Raw genomic sequence first — 24234 nt, forward strand, 5'->3', positions numbered from 1 at the left:
AGGTCGCGCGGACGGGGTCAGCCCTTGGTGGCGCCCGCGGTGAGGCCGCCGATCAGCTGCCGTTCGGCGAGGGCGTAGAAGGCGAGGGCGGGGACCATGGCGAGCACGATGTAGGCGAGGACGAGCGCGTAGTCGGTCGAGTACTGGCCCTGGAACTGTTGGACGCCGACCGGGATCGTCTGCCATTTCGGGTCGTTGAACACCAGCAGCGGCAGGAAGAAGTTGTTCCAGCTCGTGACGATCGCCAGCACCGAGACCGTGCCGAGCGCCGGACGCGCCATCGGCAGCAGGATCTTCCAGAAGAAGCGGAACTTCCCGCAGCCGTCCACGATGGCCGCCTCCTCGACCTCCGCCGGGACGGTCCGGAAGAAACCGCGCAGAATGATGATCGTCATGGGGAGCCCGAAGGCCGCCTGCGGGAGGATCACCCCGAGCGGGTTGTCGAGCAGGTCGAAGTTGCGCAGCATGAGGAACAGCGGCAGGACGGCCACCGCGAACGGGAACATCAGCCCGATCGTGAACAGCGTGTAGAACAGCTCCCTGCCCCGGAACGCGTAGCGGGCCAGCACGAACGCCGCCATCGCGGCGGCCGCCACCGTGCAGCACGTCGTGCCGATGGCGATACCCGCGCTGTTGGCGATCTGTCGCCAGAACATTCCGTCGCTGAGAATGCCGGTGTAGTTGCCGGTCCTCCAGTGCTCCGGCAGCCCGAACGGGTTGGTCGTCAGCTCGCCCGTGCTCTTGAACCCGGAGATCACCGCGTAGATCAGCGGCACGACGACGAATGCGCCGATCAGCCAGACCACCGCGTGCAGCGACAGGCCGCGTGCGGTTCTGCGGGCGTTCATCGACCGCCTCCCGTGGTGACGGCCCCGCTCAGGTCACGGCGGAGCACGTAACGCTGGTAGAAGAGGGAGAAGACCAGGCTGATCATGAACAGCACCACGCTGATCGCACTGGCGTAGCCGACCTGGTACCGCTTGAACCCGAACTGGAACATCGAGATCGCCATCGTCTCGGAGGAGTGGTTGGGCCCGCCCGCGGTCATGACCCAGACGAGGTCGAAGAGCTGGATGGACCCGATGATCGAAAGGAAGACGCTGATCCGGATCGTCGGGCCGAGCAGCGGCAGCGTCACGTGCCGGAAGCGCTGCCAGGCGCCGGCGCCGTCGATGGAGGCGGCCTCGAGGATCTCGCCCGGGATGCTCTGCAGCCCGGCGAGGAAGAGCATCATGTGGAAGCCGAAGTACTTCCAGATCATGACCACGAACAGGGTCGGCATGACCGTCGAGGGATCGGCGAGCCACTTGCCTTCCAGGCCCTCCAGGCCGAGGACGCCGACGAGATGGTCGGCCATGCCGTCGCCCGGAAGGAAGATCATCGTGAAGAGGACCGCCGTGACCACCTCGGACAGGATGTACGGCGCGAAGAACAGCATCCGGTAGACGGCCCGGCCGCGCAGCCTCTGGTTGAGCAGGACCGCCGTGAACAGCGCGAACGGCAACTGCACCGTGATCGACAGGACGATCAGGTACAGCCCGCGCCCCAGATCGCCGAGGAAGACCTGATCGTCGAACAGCTTGGCGTAGTTCGCCAGGCCGACGAAGTCGTCCATGGGGCCGACCCCGCCCCACTTGAAGAAGCCGGTGTAGACGGCGACGACGATCGGGGCGAGGACGAAGACGAGGAAGAGGACCAGAGCCGGGACGAGGAACCAGGCGACCGACGCCCAGCTTCGCCATCCGCGCAGGAGCGACCGGGCCGGGGCGGGCGGGCGCACCGGCACGGCGTCCTCCGTCCGCTCCTCGGTCAGGGTGGACACGGCGTCAGGCACCCTTCGCAGCCTCGGTGATCGACCTGGTGACCTGCTCGGGCGTCTTCTTGCCCGCGATGAGGTCGGCGACGCTGTCGTTGACCTCCTGGCCGACCGCCGGCGGGTAGGCCTGGTCGAGGAAGAGCTGGAAGCCCGTCGCCCTGACCAGGCTGTCGGCCACCACCTTCCTGTTGGCGTCGGTGAGCTGGCTCTCCGCGCCCTTGACCACCGGCAGGTAGCCGTTGGAGGCCAGCAGCTTGGACTCGTTCTCCAGCACGAGGAACTTCAGGAAGTCCAGTGCCTCCTTCGGGGCGCCCTTGCGCAGCGCGAAGCCGCCGCCACCGCCGAACACCTCGGTGACCTGGCCGACACCGCCGTCGACCGCCGGGAAGGGGAAGAAGCCCAGGTCCGCTCCGAGGTCGGCGCCCGCGTCCTTCTGTACCGACGGTCCCCACTGCCCCATCAGCTCCATGGCGGCCTTGCCGTTGCCCATGGTCGCGGCCTGGCCGCCGGGAGTGGCGTAGCCGGCGCCGAGGAAGGCCGTCTGGAACGGCTGGAGGTCGACCAGCTCCTTGAGGTGGGTGCCCGCCTGGACGAAGCCAGCGCCGGTGAAGTCCTTGGTGGTCGCGGCCCGCTGCAGCGCGGGGAGGCCCGCGACGCGCATCGCGAGGTAGGCCCAGTAGTAGTGGCCCGGCCACTTCTCCTTGCCCGCGAGGGCGATCGGAGTGATGCCCGCCGCCTTGAGCTTCCTGACGTCTTCGAGGAGCTCGGCCCAGGTGGCCGGCGGAGCGGTGATCCCGGCCTCGGCGAAGAGCTTCTTGTTGTACCAGAAGCCGACCATGCCGACGTCGTAGGGCACCCCGTAGGTCCGGCCCCCGAACTGATAGGCCTGCAGCGAGACCGGGATGAGGTCGGACGACCAGCCGAACGCGTCGGTGAGGTCCTCGACGAGACCCGCGTCGACCTGCTGCTGCAGCACGCCGCCGCCCCAGGTCTGGAAGACATCAGGGAGCTTTCCCGAAGAAGTGGTGGCGGTCAGCTTGGACTTGAACGCCTCGTTCTCCAACGAGGTCGTCCTGATCGTGATGTTCGGGTGAGCGGACGTGAACGCCGAGGAGATCTGCGGGAAGAGGGACTTGCCCGGTTCTGTCGTGGCGATGTTCCACCACGCGAACGTCACCTTGCCGTCGGCCGCCGGCTCGCCGCCGGAGTCGTCGACGCCGCAGGCCGCGGCCAGGGAGGCGGACAGTACGGTCAAGCCCGAGAGCGCCAGGAAGCTTCGTCGGCTCGGGGGGGTGCTGGCCATGGGACCTCCGGGGTGGGGAACGCCGGTTCGCGCCCGAAAACTTTTCGAAATACTCTCGAATTCGGTGCTGCCATAAACTAGGAACACAGGGCTTCTCGGTCAAGACCCCCGTCGTCAATTGCTCTGGAAACAGCGGCTGTTCATAGGCTTGACAAGCCGTCGCGCCGACCAGAAACTCTTCGAAAGTTTGCGATACCTGTCGCCAGCCGAAGGCGTCCGCGCAGAGGAGAGAAGTTGAGCGAGCAGCGTCCGACCCTGGCCTTCATCGCCGCGGAGGCAGGGGTCTCCCAGGCCACCGTGTCCAAGGTGATCAACGGCCGCTCCGATGTCGCACCCTCGACACGCGAACGGATCGAGGGCCTGCTGCGATCTCACAACTACCTCTCCCCCGGCCGACAGGGCAGGGCCCGCAGGTCGGGCCTCGTCGACCTGATCATCGGCGGCCTGGACAGCGCGTGGGCGGTGGAGATCCTGCGCGGCGTCGAGGCCGAGTGCGCCCAGCGGAGCGTCGGCACCGTCGTGTCGCTCGTCCCGCCGGGCGAGGCCACGCCGTCGAGCTGGGCCGCACTGCCGGTCCTGCACCACAGCGACGGCGTCATCCTCGTCACCACCTCGGTCACCCAAGCCCAGCGCGCCCAGGTCGAACGCGCCGGGGTGGCGCTGGTCGTCATCGACCCGATCGACCTGCCGGGCAACGGTGTGCCGAGCATCGGCGCGACCAACTGGGCGGGCGGCCTCGCCGCCACCGAGCACCTCCTGGAGCTGGGGCACCGCCGGATCGCCGCGATCGGCGGGCGCAAGGAGATGCTCTGCAGCCAGGCCCGCATCGACGGGTACCGGGCCGCGCTGGAGCGGGCCGGGATCGAGATCGACCGCGACCTGATCCGGTTCGGCGACTTCCAGCACGAGGGCGGGTTCCAGGGCGCCCGGGAGCTGCTCGCCCTCCCCGAGCCGCCGACCGCGATCTTCGCCGGTAGCGACCAGCAGGCGATGGGCGTCTACGAGGCCGCCCGGCAGGGCGGCCTGAGGATCCCGCAGGACCTCAGCGTGGTCGGCTTCGACGACCTGCCGATGTGCGAATGGCTGTCACCGCCGCTGACGACCGTGCGCCAGCCGCTGGAGGAGATGGGCCGGCTCGCCGCCCGCACGCTGTTCCAGCTGCTGGAGGACCAGCCCCTGGTCAGCCCTCGGATGGAGCTCTCGACCGAACTCAAGGTCCGGCTCTCCACGGCCCCGCCCCGGCCCTAGGAAAGACCTTGACGGGTCCCCGGCGTGACCCGGTCCCGCACTCCTGCCCGCGTCCGTACGCGTCGCCGATCTACTGAGGCCGGAGGAAGCAGTCGTTTATGGAGGCATCTCTCCTCAGGATCCACAGTTCGGAATCCAGCACCCATTTGTCGGCTCTGACATCCGCACCGGACACGGATTTCTCTCCATTCGTCCGAATGTGAATGTGGACGCGTCCGGGACGTCCACCGGAGACGACGAGGGACGTCAAGCGACCACCGTATTCCGTCTCAGTTTTCAACTGATAACGCCAGATCAGAGCGCCCTCCATCGAAATACTTTCGACAGGGAGCGTGCTACCGAAAGCCGCTACGGGGCCACTTCGAGGGCCAGGATCACCGAAACTCTTTCGAAACTCTTGACATGTTTCTGCGGGGTTTCCACACTGAGTTCCAAGGCGGTGACACCCCTCTGCCTGAATTCCGGGTGCAGGCCTTGAACCATTACGCCCTGGTGGTGCGCGTCCTTTTACTCATGGACGGGGGCGTCGTTCACGCGAATTCATTCCGCCCGCGCTCAAATCCTTCCGTGATTTCCATCCTGGAGGCTCATTCATGCGCTCACATACCGTTCCACCGTCCACCGCCCGCCGGAAGATCGGCAGCCTGTGTGCGGCGCTGATCGTCGGCGTCCTCGGTTCGGCCGCCGTGCTGGTGGCGCCGCAGACCTCACAGGCCGCCGAGAGCACACTCGGCAGTGCGGCGGCGCAGAGCGGCCGATACTTCGGCACCGCCATCGCCTCGGGCAGGCTCAACGATTCGGCGTACACGGCGATCGCGGCCCGCGAGTTCAACTCGGTGACGGCCGAGAACGAGATGAAGATCGACGCCACCGAACCCCAGCAGGGCCAGTTCAACTTCGCCGCCGGCGACCGCGTCTACAACTGGGCGGTGCAGAACGGCAAGCAGGTGCGCGGCCACACCCTGGCCTGGCACTCCCAGCAGCCCGGCTGGATGCAGAACCTCCGCGGCAGCGCGCTGCGGCAGGCGATGACCCACCACATCAACGGTGTGATGGGCCACTACAAGGGCAAGATCGTCCAGTGGGACGTCGTCAACGAGGCCTTCGCCGACGGCAGTTCGGGTGCCCGGCGCGACTCCAACCTGCAGCGCTCCGGCAACGACTGGATCGAGCTCGCCTTCCGCACCGCGCGCGCCGCCGACCCGGCCGCCAAGCTCTGCTACAACGACTACAACGTCGAGAACTGGACCTGGGCCAAGACCCAGGCCATGTACTCCATGGTCCGAGACTTCAAGCAGCGCGGCGTGCCGATCGACTGCGTCGGCTTCCAGTCCCACTTCAACAACGACAGCCCCTACAACAGCAACTTCCGCACCACCCTGCAGAGCTTCGCCGCCCTCGGCGTCGATGTGGCCGTCACCGAACTCGACATCCAGGGTGCCTCGGGCACGACCTACGCCAACGTGACCAACGACTGCCTGGCCGTCCCGCGCTGCCTCGGCATCACCGTCTGGGGCGTGCGCGACACCGACTCCTGGCGACCGGAGCACTCGCCGCTGCTCTTCAACGGCGACGGCAGCAAGAAGTCCGCCTACGCCTCCGTCCTCAACGCACTCAACGCCGCCTCCCCCAACCCGAATCCGACCCCCTCGCCCGGTTCCGGGCAGATCAAGGGCGTTGCCTCGGGCCGCTGCCTGGACGTGCCCAACGCCGGCACCACCGACGGCACCCAGCTCAACCTGTGGGACTGCAACAACCGCACCAACCAGCAGTGGACCTTCACCGCGGCAGGTGAGCTCAGGGTCTACGGCGACAAGTGCCTGGACGCCGGCGGCACCGGCAACGGCGCCAAAGTCCAGATCTACAGCTGCTGGGGTGGCGACAACCAGAAGTGGCGCCTCGAATCCGACGGATCCATCGTCGGCGCCCAGTCCGGACTCTGCCTCGACGCCGCCGCCAACGGCACCGCCAACGGCACCCTGATCCAGCTCTACTCCTGCTGGAACGGCAGCAACCAACGCTGGACCCGCACCTGATCCGGCGCATCGAGGGCGGCCTCTGCGTCAACCCGGCACAGCGTTTCGCCACCGGTTTCAGCTCGGACGGCGGGTTGAGCTACACCCTCGCAGGCACCCGGGCGAACCTGTTCAGGGCAGTCGCGGTCGTCTCCGGCGGCGAGAACAGCGGGTGCAGCGGCGGCACCCGGCCCATCGCCTACTCCGGCTGCCGTGCCGGGTACCCGGCCCAGTGGGCCGCGTTCGACGGAGGCCACCTGCCCGGCCCGGTCGACGGCTCCCCCGACGAGAGCGGCGTCACCACCTGGACCAAGGGAGGGATCTGGAGGTTCTTCGCACAGTTCCAGTGACAAGTCGCACCAGGAAGTGGAGCCGGGATGATCCTGGCTCCACTTCGTCGTCACCCTTCATGGTCCGGCGAGCGCGGCGCGCCGCGACGACGTCCTCGCGCTGAAGTGAAGCCCCTCCTCGCATCGCGCGGCGGCGTCGGCGATCACGAACGCGGCGCCGGCGTCGGCGTCCGGCCCACGCCGGCTGTGCCACCCTCGCTACCGGAGCACGGGGACGGGCCCTGGCCGGCAGTTCGCGGTTCTTCGCGGTCTGGCCCGGTGAGTGGTCCAGCCACACCTGCTCGTGATCGACGACCTGGACCAGTACGCCAAGGCCCAGTCCCCGTCCCCGTCCCCGTCCCCGTCCACAGCCGGCCGGCCGGCCGGCCGTAGGAATCACCAGGTCACACCTGCGGTGCGGCCCCCGGAACTGGTGGGACATCCACTGATCTTTCCCGGCGCTGCGGTGTTGACTGCAACCAACCCTCCCAACACCACCGCAGGTCGACTCCTCCCGTCGGCGTGCCTCGACATCGTCAAGGGGCAGGTACGTTGAAGACTTCCACACCACGCAGAGCCGGACTCGTGCTCGGCTCCGCAGCCGCGCTCGTGGCCGGGCTGTGTCTGGCGCCGGCCGCCCAGGCTGCACCGGATCCCGGCGTCTCCTTCGGCGGGGCGACCGCCGTCCCGCTGCCCGCGGGCTCCGGAAAGGGCACCGCCCCGGCGCTGGGCGACCTGAACGGCGACGGCAAGGCCGACCTCGTCACCCCGGTCCGGGGCTCGAACACCCTGGTGGCCGCGCTCGGCGACGGCAAGGGCGGCTTCGCCCCCGGTGTCTCCTTCACGCTCGACACCGGCGCCTACCCGACGGCGGTCGCCCTCGCGGACCTCAACGGTGACGGCCGGCTGGACGCGGTCGTCGCCGCTGCCTTGACCAGGCAGCCCACGCAGCACGGCACGGAGAGCATGGGCAGCATCGTCGAGCTGCTCGGTGACGGCAAGGGCGGCTTCGCCCCGGCCACCTCCTACTTCGCGCCGACGCTGGTCAACCCGTCGACGAACGCCATGTTCCCCGCGGACATCGCGGTCGCCGACATGAACGGTGACGCCAAGCCCGACGTGCTGACCTCCAACACCAACGGCGACAACGTCTCGGTGTGGACCAACGACGGCACCGGTGCACTGGGCACCGCGAGCAACTACTACGTCGGTGGCGGTCGGCCCACCAGCTACTCCGCCGCGCAACTGCGCCCTTCCGGCTTGAGGACCGGGGATGTGAACGGCGACGGCAGGACCGACGTGGTCACCGTGAACACGGGTACGTCCGACATCTCCGTCCTCCTCGGTGACGGCAAGGGCCGTCTCGGCCCCGCCACCCGCTTCGCCGACGGCGTCTTCCTCGGCCGGGCCATCGCCCTCGGCGACGTGAGCGGCGACGGCAGGCCGGACGCGGCCGTCGCGCACACCGACCGGACGATCACCGTCTTCCTCGGCGACGGCGCCGGAGCCTTCGGCGCCCCGGTCACCTACCCGGTCGGCGGCAGCGCTCTTGCGGGCGTGGCCCTCACCGACGTCAACACGGACGGGAAGCCGGACCTGGTCACCGACAACGGCCCCGACAACCAGCCCACCGTCCTCCTCGGCGACGGCACGGGCACCTTCCGCAACGCCGGCCCGCTGTACGGCACGGCGAGCGGCGCGAACGGCGCGTACGCCGTCGGAGACCTGAACGCCGACGGCCGGCCCGACTTGGCGGCCGCCTCCACTGCCCCGGGCGTGGCGGCGCAGGTACTGCTGAACACCTCGAAGCCGAAGGGCACGGCCCAGTCGATGTCGGTGCAGGTCGCCAAGGCGCCCGGTGTCCTGTCGATGGAGGTGAACCTGCCGGCCGTCAACTTCGGCACGCCGGCACCCGGCACCGTCAGCACTCCGGCCGGACTCGGCACGTTCACGTACACCGACACCCTCTCCACCACCGCCCCCTGGTCGGTGACCGTTGCCACCACCGACCTGGTCAGCGGCACGGACACCATCGGGTGGAAGAATCTGAGGATCACGGCCGGCGGACACCTCAACGGGACCGGCGGCCAGTGGACGGGCATCGCCAAGCCCGGCCCAGGCGGCCACTTCCCCGAGGGCGCCGACCCGCAGCCGGGCACCAGCCTCTCCCCGGCCGTGACGATGGCGACCGGCGACGGCGGCACCCGCGGTGTCTTCACCCACGACGGGTCGACGGCGCAGTGGAACATCCCCGCGGAGACCGCCCCCGGCTCGTACAGCGGCACCCTCCAGTACACGATCACCGGCTGATCCCGTGAACAGTTGTCTGCGCGCCCAGGGCGGCGCCACCGCCACCTGCCGGGCACGGTTTCCCGCCCTGTGGAGCATCCTCCTCACGGGCCTCGTGCTCGCTCTGGCGCCGGGCGCGCAGGCAGCGCCGGCCTCCGTACCATCGCCCACTCCACCGGAATCCGCCGCGGGCGCGCCGTTCGGCGTGCGGGCCGGGCTCTACGGTCTGACGACGCTGACCGGCGGGCACTTCGGGTACGCGCTGAAGGCCGGCGCCCGGATCGAGGATTCCGCGGTCATCTCCAACGAGAGCGACGAGGCCCGGACCTTCCACGTCTACGGCGCCGACGTCGCCAACGCGGCCGGCGGCGGCCTGGCCCCCGCGCAGGAAGGCCAGAGCATGGGAGCGGTCGGGGCCTGGCTGAAGCTGGACTCCGAGGCCACCGTCACCGTGCGGCCGAAGAGCAGGGCCACGGTCCGCTTCTCCCTCGCGGTCCCCGCCGGCACCCCGCCGGGCAGCTATCTCGGCAGCCTGGTCACCGCGCTGCGCACCCCCGCGGTCAGCGGCAGGGTGAACACCGAGACCCGTATCGCCCGGCTCGTCGAACTCACCGTCCCCGGCACCGCCGACCTCCAGGTCTCCCTCACGGAACTGGAACACCGGCCTGCGGGCGGCGGCGAGGAGTTCACCGTGACCGTACGGAACACGGGCAACGTCCTCTACACCTTCGCCGGAACGCTGCACATCACCGGCGGCAGCTCCCCGCGCACCGTCCCGCTCACCCCCACGGGGATCTACGTGATCCCCGGTGGCAGCGCCACCATCACCGGCCGCCTGGCCGACCTCCCCGCTCTCGGCCGCCGCACGGTCACCGCCTCGGTGACCGCCACGGTTCCCGGCGGCGCGGCGAAGACCGTGGACAGCAACACGGTCCGGCTGTCCTCCTTCCCCTGGCTCATCGCCGCCCTCACCGTCGGCGGCCTCCTTGCCCTGGGCCTTCTCCTCGTCATCACGCGCAAGCGACGGCGTGCCTGGCTGCGTCGTCACGCAGAGGAACGCACCGCGCTGCGCGCACTGCGACGGGAACTGCGGGCGGGCAACCCACCTGCCGACGACGACCCTCATGAATCACGGGCAGGCGGCGCCGAACACCCGTAACCGGCGCAACGGACTCTGGCGGGGCCGGTGTTTCCAGGCAGGCGGAGCACTGCGACCGACGACAACGCGGCGAGGTGCGGCACCAGGGCACGCGAGCCCGGCACGATCCCACGTGAGGCCTAGGCACCTCGGGACAGCCGAAAGGGCGCCAGGCCTGGAAGTTCAGGCCGGGCGCCCTTTCGTCGGGGCGTGCGCGTCAGGACGCGGAGGCGCTGTTCGACGCGGGCGTGCCGGCCAGGATCGTCTCCTCCACCGCTTCGTACCGCATGCGCTGGTCGGCCGGGTCACGTTCGCGGAGGACCGTACCGAGCCAGCCCGCGAGGAAGCCCAGCGGGGCCGAGAGGATGCCCGACGTGGTGAACGGGAACCAGTTGAAGTCCTGGTCCGGGAAGATCGCCTGGGGGGATCCGGACACCAGGTTGCTGCCGATCATGAGGATGATCGCGGAGGCACTGCCCACGATGAGGGTGCAGAGCAGTCCACTACGGGAGTACCGGCGCCAGAAGAGGCTGTAGATGAGGGCCGGTGCGACCGCGGACGCGCCGATGCAGAACGACAGCGTGAGCAGTGCCTGAAGGTTCAGATGCCGTGCACCGGCGGCGATCGCGATCGCCACGAGCCCGACGCCGGCCGCGGCGATCCGGGCGATGGCCATCTCTGCGGAGTCCTTCAGTTGCGCCTTTCGCCGCAGCCCGTGCGTGATGAGGTCGTGCGCCAGGGTGTTGGCGCAGGCGAGGGTGATCCCGGCCACCGAGGCCAGCAGGGTCAGGAAGATGGCTGTCGCCACGGCCGTGAACAGCAGTGTCTCGACGGTCGTCTGGTCCGTGCCCATGACGGCCTGGCTGACCATGAGGAACGCTGTCTTGCCCTGCGGGTCGCCGGCGACGATCCCCTGGTGGCCGACGATCGCCGCCGCGCCGAAGCCGATGACGGCGATCAGCAGACAGGTCACGACGACGGTCGACACGGCCCAGGACATCGAGCGCCGCACGGCTGCCGCGCTGCGCGCGGTGAACATGCGCATGGTGATGTGCGGCAGCACCGCGGCGCCGAGCACGACCGTCAACTGAGTGCTGATCATGTCGAGTTCGTTGCCGCCGAACTGCAGACCGGAGGCGAGATAGGCGTCTCCCGCCCCGCTGCCGCGCTTGGCGGCCTCCAGCAGGGAGGGCAGGCTGAAGTCGAACCGGTTGAGGATGAGCACGGCGATCGCGAGGGACGCGCCGAGCAGGGCGACGGTCTTGACGATCTGGATGAAGGCGGTGCCCTTCATGCCGCCGAGCGCCGCGTACGCGATCATCAGCAGGCCCAGGAACACGATCGCCCCGGTCTTGAAGCCGTCGGCGTCGAAGCCGAGGACGACGGAGAGGAGATCGCCGGCGCCCGCGAGCTGGAAGATCACCAGCGGCAGCAGTGCGGTCAGGGTGACCGCGGCCGTGGTGATCCGCACGGCGGGGCCGGGGAGACGCCGGGTGAAGACGTCGCCGATCGTGAACCGGCCGGCGTTGCGCAGCGGTTCGGCGAGCAGGAACATCATCAGGACCAGCGAGAGCACGGTGCTCAGGGCGAGCGTGACGCCGTCGTAGCCGACGAGCGCGATGATGCCGATGGTGCCGAGCACGGTGCCGGCGGAGATGTAGTCGCCGGCGATCGCGAGGCCGCTCTGCACGGGGGAGAGCGAGCGGTAGCCGGTGTAGAAATCGCTCAGGTCGTCACGATCGGGGCCGGTCATCACGCACAGCAGCAGCGTGACGGTGATGACCGCGATGAACGCCATCAGCGACATGGTCTGGGCCTCGGAGCTGAAGCTGGTCATGCGCGCGCACCTCCGGTGGGCTGCTGCCACACGGGACGTCCGGAGCGCCTCGGGCGTTCCGGCCGGGGCGCGGCTGCCGCGGCCGCCTGCTCGGCGCGTTCGCGGATCGCCGCGGCGAGCGGGTCGACGCGGTTGCGCGCGATCCGCTCGTACAGCGCGATCGCAGCCAGCGCCACGGGCAGCTGGAGGAGCCCCAGGACCAGACCGGTGGTGAGACCACCGGTGATGTTGCCGGTCATCATCGAGGGGGCGTAGCCGGACAGGAAAAGGAAGATGACGAAGTAGCCGAGTGCGGTGAAGGTGGCGACGCGGCGGAGCCTGCGGTAGGCCGATCCGAGCCGGTGCAGGTCATCACGATCGTCGGTGGCGGCGGGCGGTTGCGGCTGCGGGGACGCGTCCCAGGGCTGCTGCGCGGAGTCCCAGCCCTGCGGCGAGGAGTCCCACGCTGGCGGGGACGAGTCCCAGGCTGCCTGTGGATCGGTGTCCCAGGACGGCGATCCGCCCTCCCAGGACTGCGACGCCGCCTCTTGGCGGTGCCGCCCGGCATTCCGGTGCTGGGGTACGGGTGGTGGGCCGGGGAAAGGCTGGTGGTACGACATCGATCTTGCTCCTTGCCGCCCCGGGGAACGGGCGGGTGGCGCTGGTGGTCCGCGTACGTTACTCATGGGTATGGCTCCTGCGTAAGGGGGTGTCCGACCGCTCGGTATGTCGGTTCGGTGACGATCCTGTGCGCGTGGCGACGAAACCGGCGGAAACCCCCTCGTGGATCTTTCCGCAGGTCACGGGTGTGTCTCGGGCCGCCCCATGGGCAGGGCAGACCGCTCGGCACGACCGGTCCGGCGAATGCGCCGGGCGGGCCGACGATGTGATCGGGTCGATGCCCTCGGCTGTCCTCGGCCCGGATCGGCCCGGCCTGCCGCCGATGACAGAAACGCCTCCGCCCAGGTCTCCGCCCGCCTGCAGCACCGGCGACCGGAGGCATCTCCCCGCAGGACTCCGGTGGGACCTCGGCGTCCTCACGGCCGGCGGCGCTCAGACGACCCCGCCGGGACGGCCCTCCTCAACTGTCCTGGAGCAGCAGGGGCGCCGGGTCCCCGTCGTTCCAGCCCGGGGGAAGCGCGGCCAGGGCGTCGGCCACGGCGGCGCCTCGGAGGAAGGCCGCCCGGTGACCGCCGACGATGCGGGCCTCGCCGCCGGCCCAGGAGACGGGTACCAAACGGGTGAGCCCGGGCGACGTCCGCGCCCGGCCCCGGACCGGTAGGCATGGGAGGGGCGCAAGGGGGCGCCCCGACAGTCCGGCGATCAGAGGGCCGAGAAGGGTGCGGGCGGCGACCAGGGCCGCGTACGGATTGCCCGGTAGTCCCACCACCCAGCGCCCGGTGCGGAGTCGGGCGAGCAGCATGGGATGGCCCGGGCGGCAGGCGACGGTGTCGACGACCAGGTGGGCTCCGGCGTCGGCGAGGAGCCGCCGGAGCTGGTCGGTGTCTCCTACGGAGGTCGAGCCGGTGACCGCGACGACTTCGGCGTCGTGTCGCGCGTGCACGGCTGCGGCGAGGCCGCCCGCCGGCAGGTCCGGGACGTGCCGCGATGTCACCATCTCGCCACCGAGTTCGGCCACCAGGGCGGGCATCAGCGGCCCCAGCGCGTCACGGACCCGACCGACCCCCGGGACACCCGAGAGGTCAAGTTCGTCACCGCTGACCAGCAAGCCGACATGGGGACGTGGGCGGACCGGCAGGGTGTCGTGGCCGCACACGGCGGCCAGCCCGATCAGTGCCGGAGAGATGCGCGTTCCCGCCGGAGCAAGGCGGTCGCCGGGCTCGGCATCCTCGCCCGTGCGACGGATGTGCCGACCTTCCGCTTGCGCAGGCCCGAACAGCCGACCGTCGTCGAACGACGCCAGCTCCTTCGGCAGGACCGCGACTGCCCCCGACGGCACCAGCGCTCCGGTGGAGATCTCCACACCGTCGCCCGGTCCCAGCTCTCCCCGCCACGGCGTCCCGGCCCGGGCCGTACCCCGAATCCTCCACGGTCCCGGACCGGACACGGCAAAGCCGTCCATGGCCGCCGTGTCGAACGCCGGGACGGGCCGGAGGGTACACAGGCCCTCGGCGAGCGTCAGCCCCGCGGCATCGCGCAGCGAGACGGGCCCGCTGCCCATCGGCCGCGCCGCTCCATGCGCCAGCATCCTGCTTTCGGCCCACGTCACCGCGTGCGTGACCTGCGGATGTGGCGGCGCAAGCGCGGCGGACACCGAGGGGGATGCGTGCGTCGTGGGCGGCATGGCACCCAGTGTCGGGCCGCGGCGTTTCCGGTCGCCGCCCGTGAGATTTCCCGGCGCGCCGTTTGGCTCACCGTCCAAGCCGGGCACCTGAGAAGACTCCCCCGGAACCCCCCTATGGGTGTTCGTCCTCCTCGTACGAATGGCGCTGCTCGGTCCACGGGTCGGCGATGTTGTGGGCCACCCCTTGGCAGGCCGCCGAAACCCGTGTTCACGTCCGGCTCCGGTACGAGAGGGAGCCGGACGGCCGGCACGGACGTCAGCTCTGGTCCTGACGCCCGGTTCACCGACGCGAGAGGGCCGCGCTCCCGGCCTCGGAAGCGCGGCCCTCTCACTGGGCACGAGTGATCAGGCGGAAGCGAGGGAGATCTCGGTCGACTTGATCAGGGCGACGACGGAGGCGCCGGCCTTCAGGCCGAGGTCCTCGACGGCGTCCTTGGTGATCGCGGCGGTCAACTCGCCGCCCTCCACCGAGACCTTCACCGAACCCATGGCCCCACCGGTCGCCACCTCGGTGACGGAGCCCGCGAGTTGGTTGCGGATGGAGATGCCCTCCACCGGGCCGGTCGCGAGGGCGACCTCGGTGGACTTCACCAGGGCCTTGACCGCCGACCCCTCGGCCAGGCCCAAGTCCTTGACGGCGTCGGCGGTGATGGCCGCGGTGATGTCCTGACCGCCGTCCAGGCGCACCTTCACGGACGCCATCGCCTCGCCCGCGGTGACGGACGTGACGGTACCGGGGAGCTGGTTACGAATGGACAGAGTCATGGAACACGCCTCACAAAGCCGGAAACGAGCAGCCGTCACTTCTGTGACCTGCGTCTCGACCGACGCTACCGGAAAGAAAATCGCCTTCGGCGCCATGCGTCGCATCCACCAGCCGAATGGACGAATTCCCCTCGCTCATTCCATGAAGGTCTCCAGACCTCAACGTTTCGGGCCCATCAGCCTTCTGAGCTGGGACTCATTTCCCTTCACATCGGATCCACTCCCATTCGAAATGGTTCCGGGAAATCGCAGATGCGCAGATTCCACAGCGATCTCGACCGCATTTGCCGACTCCTCTCCAGGATCTCACCCCAAGGGCTGTCCCGTAAGTGATCTTTAGTACGAGGGTGGTCGGCTGAGATCGGATCCTGGGTCCCACCCTTCGGAAGAGGCGCCGACCTCGGTTCACCCCTGTGACCGCACGACATGGCAGCGGATGGCAGGGGCCGTCCTCCCGGCAACGTGTGGATCCACCCGCCCCGGGAGATGGGCAGGGCCCCTGTTATCGTGCGCCGATGTCAACGATCAAGCAGTTCCAAGTGACCTTCGACTGCGCGGAACCTGCGCGCCTCGCCGCCTTCTGGTGCGAGGTGCTGGGGTACGTCGTACCGGCAGTCCCGGAGGGCTTTGCCACGTGGGAGGAGTACCACCACTCGCTGCCGCCTGAGGACGAGGTCTACTTCGCGTGCGCTGATCCCTCGGGTGTGGGCCCGCGCGTGCTCTTCCAGCGAGTTCCCGAAGGCAAGGTCGTCAAGAACCGGGTGCATCTCGATGTGCGGGTCGGGACAGGGCTCGTGGGTGACGAGCGCCTGGCCACACTTGAGGCCGAATGCGCACGGCTGATGGCGCTCGGCGCGAAACACGTGCTGACGCAGCGCGCCGATGGCGTCAACGAGTCGTGCATCACGATGCAGGACGTCGAGGGCAACGAGTTCTGCCTCGCCTGATTCTCCTCCGAGACTGCGAGGGGGAGCCGTCTCCCGGGACCTCTCAGAGCTGGTTCACCTCGGACACGTACCGGCCGCCGTGCGTGTCCTGCGGGACGACGAAGTGCGGACCGGCCGCGTCGTCAAACGGCTTGCCGTCCTCCGAAACCGCCGGCAGGATCCGGGACTTGGCGAAACCGGGGTCGAGCTCGGCCCAGCCGGGGTCGAGCTCGGCCCAGCCGAAGACGGCCCGGTAGTCGCCGCCGGTCGCCGCGACAAGGCCCCGTAGCTGTCCGTTCTTCTTCGACGATCAAGCTGTCAGTGTCTGACACTAAGGTCAGCCCTATGACAGCAGACCTGGTCCGGGACTCATGGAACCGCATCGACGCGTGGCTGCGCGAGCACGCGCCTCGTACTTTCGCCACGCTTCAGCCGCCAGCGGGAGATGAGGAGATTGTGGCAGCGCAAGAGGAACTCGGTGTCACCTTCCCTCCGGACCTGGTCGCTTCACTGCTCCGGCACAACGGGGCGGTGGACGGGGCGGAGGCTTTCCGGTTCAGCACGGACGACCGGCTGCTCGGAGTGAGTGGGATCCTCGGAGATACCGGGTTCATGCGCGGCGTCGCCCAAGACCTTGACGAGGAGGGGGCCGAGCACTATTGGCATCACGGCTACGTGAAGTTCGGTTCCTATGGGGCGACGTCGGACGGTCTCATGATCGATTGCCGCACTGGGCGGGACTCTTTCGGTGCGATCGGACGGTTCTTCGACGAGACCGGCACCAGTTTCGGTCAGGCCGACTCGCTGGGTGGGTATCTGGCAGAGCTGGCCGGCCGGCTCGAGCGCGGGCAGGACGGTGGTGTCGTGACGTTCAACGGTCGGCTGTTCTGGGAGTCGGCCATGTCTGCCCGCCCTGAGTGGGGCAGCGCCGACGATCCCCTTCCCGCACCGGACGAGCCGCTACCTGAGCTGGACCTTTCCTGCAGTCCCACCGACCTCCTCCACGTGAGTTACCTGGACGGATTTGAGGAACTCGGTGCACTGCTCGCGGTCCTGCCACGTGAGCAGGTGGCTGAGGCTGCGCGGAAGCAGCTGCGCAGACTGGCGGTCGAAACGGGCTTGAACAAATACCCGGAGGTCAAGTCAGCTCTGGACGCGTTGGAGCGGGGTGAAGCCCCACCACGGCTGGACCAGACCGATCCACTGGCCTTGCGCCTACGCGCGGTGCTTGTGCAGGCGAACACCCACCGAGACGTCACTCGCAGGTGGGCCGCGGAGAAGATGGCACACGGGATCTGGGGGTCCCCCTACAGGTCCGTGTACGAGAGCGCGGGGATCCGGAGTCGCCTTACTGTCGACTGGCGTGCGGATCTGCATGCGGACCTGGGCAATCCTCCACTGCCACCGATACCTGACGATCGATTCTGGGGGACCCTGCGCAACCCCGCCATCGACTCCAGCTGGTACGCAGCTCAGTACGCCCGAGATCAGGACTGACCCCAGCGGCTCCGGTTCCGCGTGAGCGCTTCATGTGGCGGTCATCGCCACATGAAGCGCTCCGTCACAATGATGGATCGTGAAGTGCGGCGAGCGAGGGCCCTCGGGCTGTTGGTCGAGATGTCTGACGTCTCAATCACGTTGCGCGGAGGCCTCGTTGGTCGTCCTTCCGTGCCTCAGTCCAATCGCCTCTTCGAGGCGAAGCCTGTTCGACTGCTCACCGGCTCCGGGCCCGGCTCTCCGGAATCTTCCCGGGCCTGGAGCGGGCCTTGGACCTCACGAACAAGGGCCCGCTGACCCTGCTGACCGGTTACCAGACCCCTTCGGCCGTGCGCCGGCTCGGCGCCGAGCGCCTGGAGACCTGGCTGCGGAACTGCAAGGTTCTCCACGCCGATCCGCTCGCCGAGACCGCGGTTCAGGCCGCCGAACGTCAGCACACCAGCCTGCCCGGGGAGAAGCCGACCGCTCAGATGGTGCACACGCTGGTGAAGGAGCTGATGGCCCTCAACGAGGAGGTCGCCGAGGCAATCTGCGGCGCCCCCCAGCGGTACAACCGACGGCTCCAGCGCGTGCTCTACACCTCCGCGCTGTTCAGCATCCGACGGTCCGAGGAATCCCGCCGGTTCTACGACCGCAAACGAGCCGAGGGCAAGCGCCACACCCAAGCCGTCCTCGCCCTCGCCCTCGCACGCCGCCGCGTCAAGGTCCTCTGAGCCCTCCTCCGCGGCGGACGGACCTACGAGCTCACACCGCGACCGCCCTCGCGGCTTGACAGACGGCATGAGGAATCGGCGGCACGGGACAAAGGGTGGCCCCTGTCGCGTCTCCGGTGATCTGGCCCCTGTCTCAAGTGACTTGGTCCGATTCACTCGAGGTCTCAGAAGATCTGGTTCGCCGGCATGCGGGATGTCCTGTCACCTCGCAGCCGGCGGCTTCCCATGGGGCGCACTCCGCGCTGCTCGATTCCCACCGCGCGCGGGTGACCATTGGCCGGCCTCGGGCCCGTTGTGCCCTTCTGGCTGCCCTTTCGGCCCTCACAGGGGCCGTACAGAGGCCCTAGTCTCGGACTTCGGGGCCGAACAGCGACCTGGAGAGCTGGCAAGCATGCACGAGACAAGGACGCCCGAGGTGTCACCGGCAGCTGCGGCAGCACCGAGGAGGCAGGCACAGGGCGCGGCCCCGGAGCACTCCGCCCGACAGGTGCCGCACCCCGCCGTACTCGCCGACCTCCAACGGACGGTGGGCAACGCGGCCGTGACGCGCTGGGTGCAGTGCCAGGAAGATCCCGGGGCCAGGGAGGAGGCGCGGCGGCATGCCGCCGATCCCACCGTGCACGGCGAGTGGGGCACTTTCCGCGACACGATGGCGCAGGCGGGCTTCCCCAACGACGTCACGGACGACGCCTGGCAGCTCATCCTCAGTGGCATCGCCGAACAGGGGCAGCTCAACGACGAGGCCATGGCGAAGTACGCCGGCCGCCAGGAACAGCGCGACCATCGCGCGTCGAACAGCTGGTACCAAGAGCTCGTGCAGCTCATCGGCGAATACCTGAAGATCGACACGCCGACGCTGGCTCTCTGGTCGGGCGGCAGGCAGGTCAGCGACTACGCCCTTGCCAAGGGCCACACCCCCCTGGAGTCCACCCCCTTCGGGGGCGTGGTCGACAAGCTGACCTTGACCCCTGACTGGATGCTCAAGACACCGATGTGGAACGTCCTGTCCAAGGCCTTCGTGAACCATGCCCGCGGCCCCGTCCACATCTTTCTGCGGGCATTCAACCCCGACAGCGTTCTCATCTCGCAGGAGGTCCCGCAACTGCGCGTGGTCATGGCGCTCAACCCGGCAGTGCGGCTCATCTGGCACCCGGTGTACGTCGCGGCCGACGGGAAGCTGATGGAGGTCACCAAGAGCCTTGAGCTGGCCTCCGACACGTCCTACTCCACCCGGGACGAGTGCGTGCAGGTCCTCTACGACTACCTCCGGCTCAAGCACGACCCGGCCAACGCCCACTCCCAGCGTGCCCACATGGAGATGAGCGCCCACCTCGCCGCCAACGGCAACCCGCAATAGCGCCGGCTTCACGGTCCCTGCGGCGCACGCAAACCGATGTCCAGGTCCGTCTTCGACGGACCAGATCGTTTGATACGGGACTGCCATGTGACGGCGAAACCCGAGCATGTGTCACTCAAGGCTGAGTGCATCGTTGCGGTGCGACTCAGGCCGGCGGGTCCTGCCACGCCGCAGCGGCGCTGGACGACCCGCTGCGGCGTAGCAGAACGCCAACGCTTCAGCGTCGGATGCGGATGGTCACCTGGATGCCACCGGCGGCACTCACTCCGCCGCCGATGACCCCGACGGCGGTGGCCGCGACGGCGTGATCAGTCAGGGCCAGGATGACCACGGCGACAGTGCACCGCGCTCCCGAAGGAGCCGACCCACAGCCCGGGCGCAAGGTCACGGCGGGTGACGCCGAGCGGGTTCCGTCCCGTCGCGGGGGCCTGCAGGTGACCGCCGCCTCGATCGCCTTCGGCGTCTTCTTTCACGCTGGCCGGCCGCACCGGGGCCCCGCGCGGGCACCGCTCGTTGCGACGGTGGGGGCAATGTGCCTCACCTTCCCTGTGCCAGCAGTGCCGCCCGGCCCCGACATCGCCCCGGGACCCGGATTCCTCCACCACGCGCCGCGACTGGGGAGCGTCGGCGCTCCCCACGGTGCATGCAATCACCGTCATCCCGAGCACACCGACTACCTGCGGTTGCATTTATAGCGCGTCTGCAATTATTGTCGAGGCACGTAAGGAGCCTACTCAAGCAATCACAGAAGGGGTGAGCCATGCCGCTCGCACTCCTCGCCCTGGCAGTCGGGGCCTTCGGCATCGGCACGACCGAGTTCGTCGTCATGGGGCTACTGCCCGAGATCGCCGGCGACTACGGCGTCTCGATCCCCACCGCCGGTCTGCTCGTCACCGGCTACGCGCTCGGCGTCGTCGTCGGCGCGCCACTGCTGACCGTCCTCGGCAGCAAGGTGAGCCGCAAGCGGATGCTCATGCTGCTCATGGGACTGTTCGTGGTCGGCAACATACTCTCCGCCATCGCCCCGAGCTTCGGATTGATGGTGACCGGCCGTGTGATCGCCTCGCTCGCGCACGGCTCGTTCTTCGGCATCGGGTCCGTCGTCGCCGCCGGACTCGTCGCCCCGGACAAGAAGGCCGGCGCCATCGCCACCATGTTCACCGGCCTCACCGTCGCCAACATCGTCGGCGTGCCGCTCGGCACCCTCATCGGGCAGGCCGTCGGCTGGCGCACCACCTTCGCGATCGTCGCCGCGCTCGGAGTGATCGGCCTGTTCGGCATCTCCAAGCTGGTCCCCGCCATGCCCCGCCCGGAGGGCACCCACCTGCGCCGGGAGCTGAAGGCGTTCCGCAACCCCCAGGTACTGCTCGCGATGGCGATGACCGTGCTCGGCTTCGGCGGCGTCTTCGCCGCGATCACCTACATCGCACCGATGATGACCGAGGTCGCCGGCTACTCCGACGGCGCGGTCACCTGGCTCCTGGTCCTCTTCGGCGTCGGAATGTTCCTCGGCAACCTGCTCGGCGGCCGGTTCGCCGACCGCGCGCTGATGCCCCTGCTGTACGCCGCCCTGGGCGGGCTCGTGATCGTCCTCGCCCTCTTCACCGTGGTCGCCCACGACAAGGTCCTCGCCGCGATCGCCATCTTCCTCGTCGGAGCGCTCGGCTTCGCCACCGTCCCGCCGCTGCAGAAGCGCGTCCTCGACCAGGCGCACGGCGCACCGACCCTGGCCTCCGCCGTCAACATCGGCGCCTTCAACCTCGGCAACGCGCTCGCCGCCTGGCTTGGCGGCCTCGTCATCGCCGCCGGCCTCGGCTACACCGCGCCGAACTGGGTCGGCGCCGTCCTCGCCGGAGCCGCGCTCGGCCTCGCCCTCTGGTCCGCCGCGCTGGAACGCCGGGCCCCCGCGAGCACCGATGCCTCCGATGCCGCGACCGCCGATGCCGCGGACACCAGCGCCGTCGCCCGTGTCGCCGTACACCACTGACCCCCTCCTCTCCCCCGCCGCACACCACCCCAGGAGAAGCGCCATGACCACCACCGCCGTCGCCCCGCTGACCACCCAGGACGCCGAGATCCTGCTCACCGCCGCCCGTCGCGCCGCCGAGGCCGCCGGGGCCACCGTGAGCGTCACCGTCCTCGATGCCGGCGGCCACCTCCTCGCCTTCCGCCGCGACGACCGCGCCGTACTGATCTCCGGCGAGACCAGCACCCGCAAGGCCTACACCGCCCTGCAGCTCAACGCCCCCACCGCCGACCTCGTCGACCTGGTCAAGCCGGACGGCCCCTTCCACTCCCTGACCACGGCCCTGGACCGCCCGCTCCTCTTCATCGCCGGCGGCGTCCCCGTCCACCGCGGCGGCACGCTCATCGGCGCCATCGGTGTCGGCGGCGGCGCGCCCGAGCAGGACCACTCCTTCGCGGTCACGGCCACCGCAGCCCTCGTCTGATCCGTACCGGCGAGAAACCCGTAGCGACATCCGCAGAGAAACCCGTAGAGAAAGCAGTCCACGCATGTCCCACCTCCCCACCGTCACGCTCAACAACGGCGTGGAGATCCCGCAGTTCGGCTTCGGTGTCTTCCAGATCCCCGACGACGAGACGACCGCCGCCGTCGGCCACGCCCTCCAGGCCGGTTACCGCTCCTTGGACACCGCCGCCGTCTACGGCAACGAGGCCGGCGTCGGACGGGCGCTCGCCGACTCCGGCATCGACCGCGACGAGCTCTTCGTGACGACCAAGCTCTGGAACGCCGACCAGGGGTACGACTCCACCCTGCGGGCCTTCGAGGACAGCCTCGCCAAGCTGGGCCTCGACCACGTGGACCTGTACCTGATCCACTGGCCGACGCCGGCGCGTGACCTGTACGTCGACACCTGGCGCGCCATCGAGAAGCTGGTCGCCGACGGGCGAGTCCGCGCCGCCGGAGTCTCCAACTTCCAGCCCGCGCATCTGAAGCGGCTGCTCGACAGCAGCAGTCTCGTCCCGGCCGTCAACCAGATCGAGCTCCACCCGGCGCTCCAGCAGCGGGAACTCCGCGACCTGCACGCCGCCCACTCCATCGCCACCGAAGCGTGGAGCCCGCTCGCCCAGGGCGCCGTCCTCGCCGAGCCGGCCCTCGTGGACATCGCCGCACGGCACGACAAGTCCCCCGCCCAGGTGGTGCTGCGCTGGCACCTCCAGCTCGGGAACGTCGCGATCCCGAAGTCCGTCACCCCCGCTCGTATCCGCGAGAACATCGACGTCTTCGACTTCGTCCTCTCCGACGAGGAGATGAGCGCGCTCGGCGGCCTCGACCGCGGACTGCGCACCGGGCCGGACCCCGACACCCTCAACTGAGCCCGTCCCGGCTCCCGGATCGTCCGCGCCCCCGCCGCCCGTCGGCCGCGAGGGCGTACCGCAGGGCTCGGGCCGTCCGCGACGCGCGCGCCGGCCCTACGCCCGGACCGTGCGCAGCGAACCGTCCGTGCGGAGGTCTGCGAGCGTCGGGTAGCCGTCGACGGCCATGATCAGGTCGGCCTCGGCGAGGAGGGCGCGCAGGACGTGCACGATGCCGTCGGCGCCGCCGAGGGCGAGTCCGTACGCGTACGGGCGCCCGACGCCCACCGCCGTGGCCCCGAGCGCGAGGGCCTTGATGACGTCGGCGCCGCTGCGGACCCCCGAGTCGAAGAGCACGGGGAGGCCGTCGGCGGCGGCGACCACGTCGGGCAGGGCGTCCAGGGCGGGCAGGCCGCCGTTGGCCTGGCGGCCGCCGTGGTTGGAGCAGTAGATGCCGTCCACGCCGCCGTCCCTCGCGCGGCGGACGTCCTCGGGGTGGCAGATGCCCTTGAGGACGATCGGCAGGTCGGTGAGCGAGCGGAGCCAGGCCAGGTCGTCCCAGACGAGCGGCTTGCCGAAGACGCCCACCCACTCCAGGACGGCGGCGCGCGGGTCCTCCTCGGGGCTCTTGGCCAGCCGGGCCCGGAAGACGGGGTCCGAGGTGTAGTTCGCGAGCGCGTGTCCGCGCAGCTGGGGGAAGTTGCCGGTGGCGAGGTCCCTGGGCCGCCAGCCGGTGATCCAGGTGTCGAGCGTGACGACGATGCCCTTGAAGCCGGCGGCCTCGGCACGGCGTACGAGGCTCTCCGCGAGGTCGCGGTCGGTGGGCGTGTAGAGCTGGAAGAAGCCCGGCGTGTCGCCGAACTCGGCGGCGACGTCCTCCATCGGGTCCACGCTGAGCGTGGAGGCGATCATCGGCACGCCGGTACGGGCGGCGGCGCGGGCGGTCGCCAGGTCGCCGTGCCCGTCCTGAGCGCAGAGGCCGATCACGCCGACCGGCGCCATGAACAGCGGAGACGGCAGCTTGAGCCCGAGCAGGTCGACGGACAGGTCGCGCCGGGCCGCGCCGACCATCATGCGCGGCACGAGCCCCCAGGTGCGGAAGGCCGTGGCGTTGGCCTCCTGGGTGGACTCGTCACCCGCGCCGCCGGCCACGTACGACCACAGCGAGGGCGGGAGCGCGGCCCGCGCCCTCGTCTCCAGTTCGGCGAAGGTCATCGGCTGTGTGGGCAGGACGCCGAAGAGCCCGTCGAAGTAGATCTCGTGCTGGTAGTCGCCGTAGTGCTGGGGCATGGGGTGACGTGTCCCTTCCGGTTCCTGACGGCGCGCTCGGGGCGCCCCGCCGTGGTGGCCCCCATGGTGCCCGCCCCGCGCGCCCGTGACCATGGAACGGCGGCCGGGA

General features: G+C 69.6%; 19 protein-coding genes and 1 pseudogene. 12 read left to right on the forward strand and 8 right to left on the reverse strand.

Translation table 11 applies throughout. The features are described 5' to 3' along the window. Positions 1 to 17 precede the first annotated feature (17 nt). From E0F75_RS02750 to E0F75_RS02760, 3 genes are read right to left on the reverse strand one after another with little or no spacing between them, the layout of a single operon-like run. On the reverse strand, positions 18 to 848 hold the full coding sequence (locus E0F75_RS02750; protein ID WP_187620783.1) for a carbohydrate ABC transporter permease: 831 nt from the start codon (positions 846 to 848) through the stop codon (positions 18 to 20). Further along, entirely contained in the window at positions 845 to 1834 is a 990-nt protein-coding gene (locus tag E0F75_RS02755; RefSeq protein WP_187620784.1) for an ABC transporter permease subunit, read from the reverse strand. The genes E0F75_RS02750 and E0F75_RS02755 overlap by 4 nt, the downstream gene beginning before the upstream one ends. Further along, positions 1827 to 3119, reverse strand: a complete 1293-nt coding sequence (locus E0F75_RS02760) for an extracellular solute-binding protein (protein WP_187620785.1) — start codon at positions 3117 to 3119, stop codon at positions 1827 to 1829. The genes E0F75_RS02755 and E0F75_RS02760 overlap by 8 nt, the downstream gene beginning before the upstream one ends. 234 nt (positions 3120 to 3353) lie before the next feature. On the opposite strand from E0F75_RS02760, the gene E0F75_RS02765 reads away from it, so the two are divergent. The 5 genes from E0F75_RS02765 to E0F75_RS02785 all read left to right on the forward strand — a co-directional run bounded on the left by E0F75_RS02765 (position 3354) and on the right by E0F75_RS02785 (position 10159). Further along, complete coding sequence (locus E0F75_RS02765; RefSeq protein ID WP_187620786.1) at positions 3354 to 4367, forward strand: LacI family DNA-binding transcriptional regulator; 1014 nt, start codon at positions 3354 to 3356, stop codon at positions 4365 to 4367. Between the two features lie 593 nt (positions 4368 to 4960). Further along, positions 4961 to 6403: an endo-1,4-beta-xylanase gene (locus tag E0F75_RS02770; protein ID WP_187620787.1), complete on the forward strand. Its 1443-nt coding sequence runs from the start codon at positions 4961 to 4963 to the stop codon at positions 6401 to 6403. Positions 6404 to 6477: 74 nt separating this feature from the next. Continuing rightward, positions 6478 to 6732 carry a hypothetical protein gene (locus E0F75_RS02775; protein ID WP_229312448.1) on the forward strand — a complete coding sequence of 85 codons (255 nt, stop codon included), beginning with the start codon at positions 6478 to 6480 and terminating at the stop codon, positions 6730 to 6732. Between the two features lie 531 nt (positions 6733 to 7263). Beyond that, the gene (locus E0F75_RS02780; protein ID WP_187620788.1) at positions 7264 to 9021 is read left to right on the forward strand and encodes a VCBS repeat-containing protein; all 1758 of its coding nucleotides are present in this window, start codon (positions 7264 to 7266) and stop codon (positions 9019 to 9021) included. A gap of 4 nt (positions 9022 to 9025) precedes the next feature. Then, positions 9026 to 10159, forward strand: a complete 1134-nt coding sequence (locus tag E0F75_RS02785) for a hypothetical protein (RefSeq protein WP_187620789.1) — start codon at positions 9026 to 9028, stop codon at positions 10157 to 10159. A gap of 196 nt (positions 10160 to 10355) precedes the next feature. On the opposite strand, the gene E0F75_RS02790 is transcribed toward E0F75_RS02785, so the two are convergent. The 4 genes from E0F75_RS02790 to E0F75_RS02805 form a co-directional block, all read right to left on the reverse strand. After that, positions 10356 to 11975 (reverse strand): cation acetate symporter, encoded by a 1620-nt coding sequence (locus E0F75_RS02790; RefSeq protein ID WP_187620790.1) that lies wholly within the window; start codon positions 11973 to 11975, stop codon positions 10356 to 10358. Then, on the reverse strand, positions 11972 to 12574 hold the full coding sequence (locus tag E0F75_RS02795; protein WP_187620791.1) for a DUF485 domain-containing protein: 603 nt from the start codon (positions 12572 to 12574) through the stop codon (positions 11972 to 11974). The genes E0F75_RS02790 and E0F75_RS02795 overlap by 4 nt, the downstream gene beginning before the upstream one ends. Positions 12575 to 13035: 461 nt before the next feature. Next, positions 13036 to 14136 carry a molybdopterin molybdotransferase MoeA gene (locus tag E0F75_RS02800; protein WP_206706102.1) on the reverse strand — a complete coding sequence of 367 codons (1101 nt, stop codon included), beginning with the start codon at positions 14134 to 14136 and terminating at the stop codon, positions 13036 to 13038. Positions 14137 to 14604: 468 nt separating this feature from the next. Next, positions 14605 to 15024 (reverse strand): molybdopterin-binding protein, encoded by a 420-nt coding sequence (locus E0F75_RS02805; protein ID WP_187620793.1) that lies wholly within the window; start codon positions 15022 to 15024, stop codon positions 14605 to 14607. A 515-nt stretch (positions 15025 to 15539) separates the two neighbouring features. Between E0F75_RS02805 and E0F75_RS02810 the strand changes: the two genes are divergently transcribed. The 7 genes and pseudogenes from E0F75_RS02810 (at position 15540) to E0F75_RS02840 (ending at position 22856) form a co-directional block, all read left to right on the forward strand. Next, positions 15540 to 15971, forward strand: a complete 432-nt coding sequence (locus tag E0F75_RS02810; RefSeq protein ID WP_187620794.1) for a VOC family protein — start codon at positions 15540 to 15542, stop codon at positions 15969 to 15971. A 324-nt stretch (positions 15972 to 16295) separates the two neighbouring features. Beyond that, complete coding sequence (locus E0F75_RS02815) at positions 16296 to 17447, forward strand: SMI1/KNR4 family protein (RefSeq protein WP_187620795.1); 1152 nt, start codon at positions 16296 to 16298, stop codon at positions 17445 to 17447. A 218-nt stretch (positions 17448 to 17665) separates the two neighbouring features. Next, positions 17666 to 18160 (forward strand): annotated as a pseudogene (locus E0F75_RS02820) (IS110 family transposase); the annotation flags it as partial. A gap of 391 nt (positions 18161 to 18551) precedes the next feature. After that, the gene (locus tag E0F75_RS02825; protein ID WP_187620796.1) at positions 18552 to 19517 is read left to right on the forward strand and encodes a hypothetical protein; all 966 of its coding nucleotides are present in this window, start codon (positions 18552 to 18554) and stop codon (positions 19515 to 19517) included. Positions 19518 to 20277: 760 nt separating this feature from the next. Beyond that, the gene (locus E0F75_RS02830) at positions 20278 to 21504 is read left to right on the forward strand and encodes an MFS transporter (protein WP_187620797.1); all 1227 of its coding nucleotides are present in this window, start codon (positions 20278 to 20280) and stop codon (positions 21502 to 21504) included. 43 nt (positions 21505 to 21547) lie between these two features. Beyond that, the gene (locus E0F75_RS02835; RefSeq protein WP_187620798.1) at positions 21548 to 21967 is read left to right on the forward strand and encodes a heme-binding protein; all 420 of its coding nucleotides are present in this window, start codon (positions 21548 to 21550) and stop codon (positions 21965 to 21967) included. A 64-nt stretch (positions 21968 to 22031) separates the two neighbouring features. After that, entirely contained in the window at positions 22032 to 22856 is an 825-nt protein-coding gene (locus E0F75_RS02840; RefSeq protein WP_187620799.1) for an aldo/keto reductase, read from the forward strand. A gap of 96 nt (positions 22857 to 22952) precedes the next feature. Here the strand turns inward: E0F75_RS02840 and E0F75_RS02845 are convergent, their stop codons facing one another. After that, positions 22953 to 24125, reverse strand: coding sequence for an alpha-hydroxy-acid oxidizing protein (locus E0F75_RS02845; protein WP_187620800.1), 1173 nt, complete (start codon positions 24123 to 24125; stop codon positions 22953 to 22955). Positions 24126 to 24234: the final 109 nt, after the last annotated feature.

This window comes from Streptomyces sp. CB02980 (assembly GCF_014451325.2).
GTDB lineage: Bacteria > Actinomycetota > Actinomycetes > Streptomycetales > Streptomycetaceae > Streptomyces.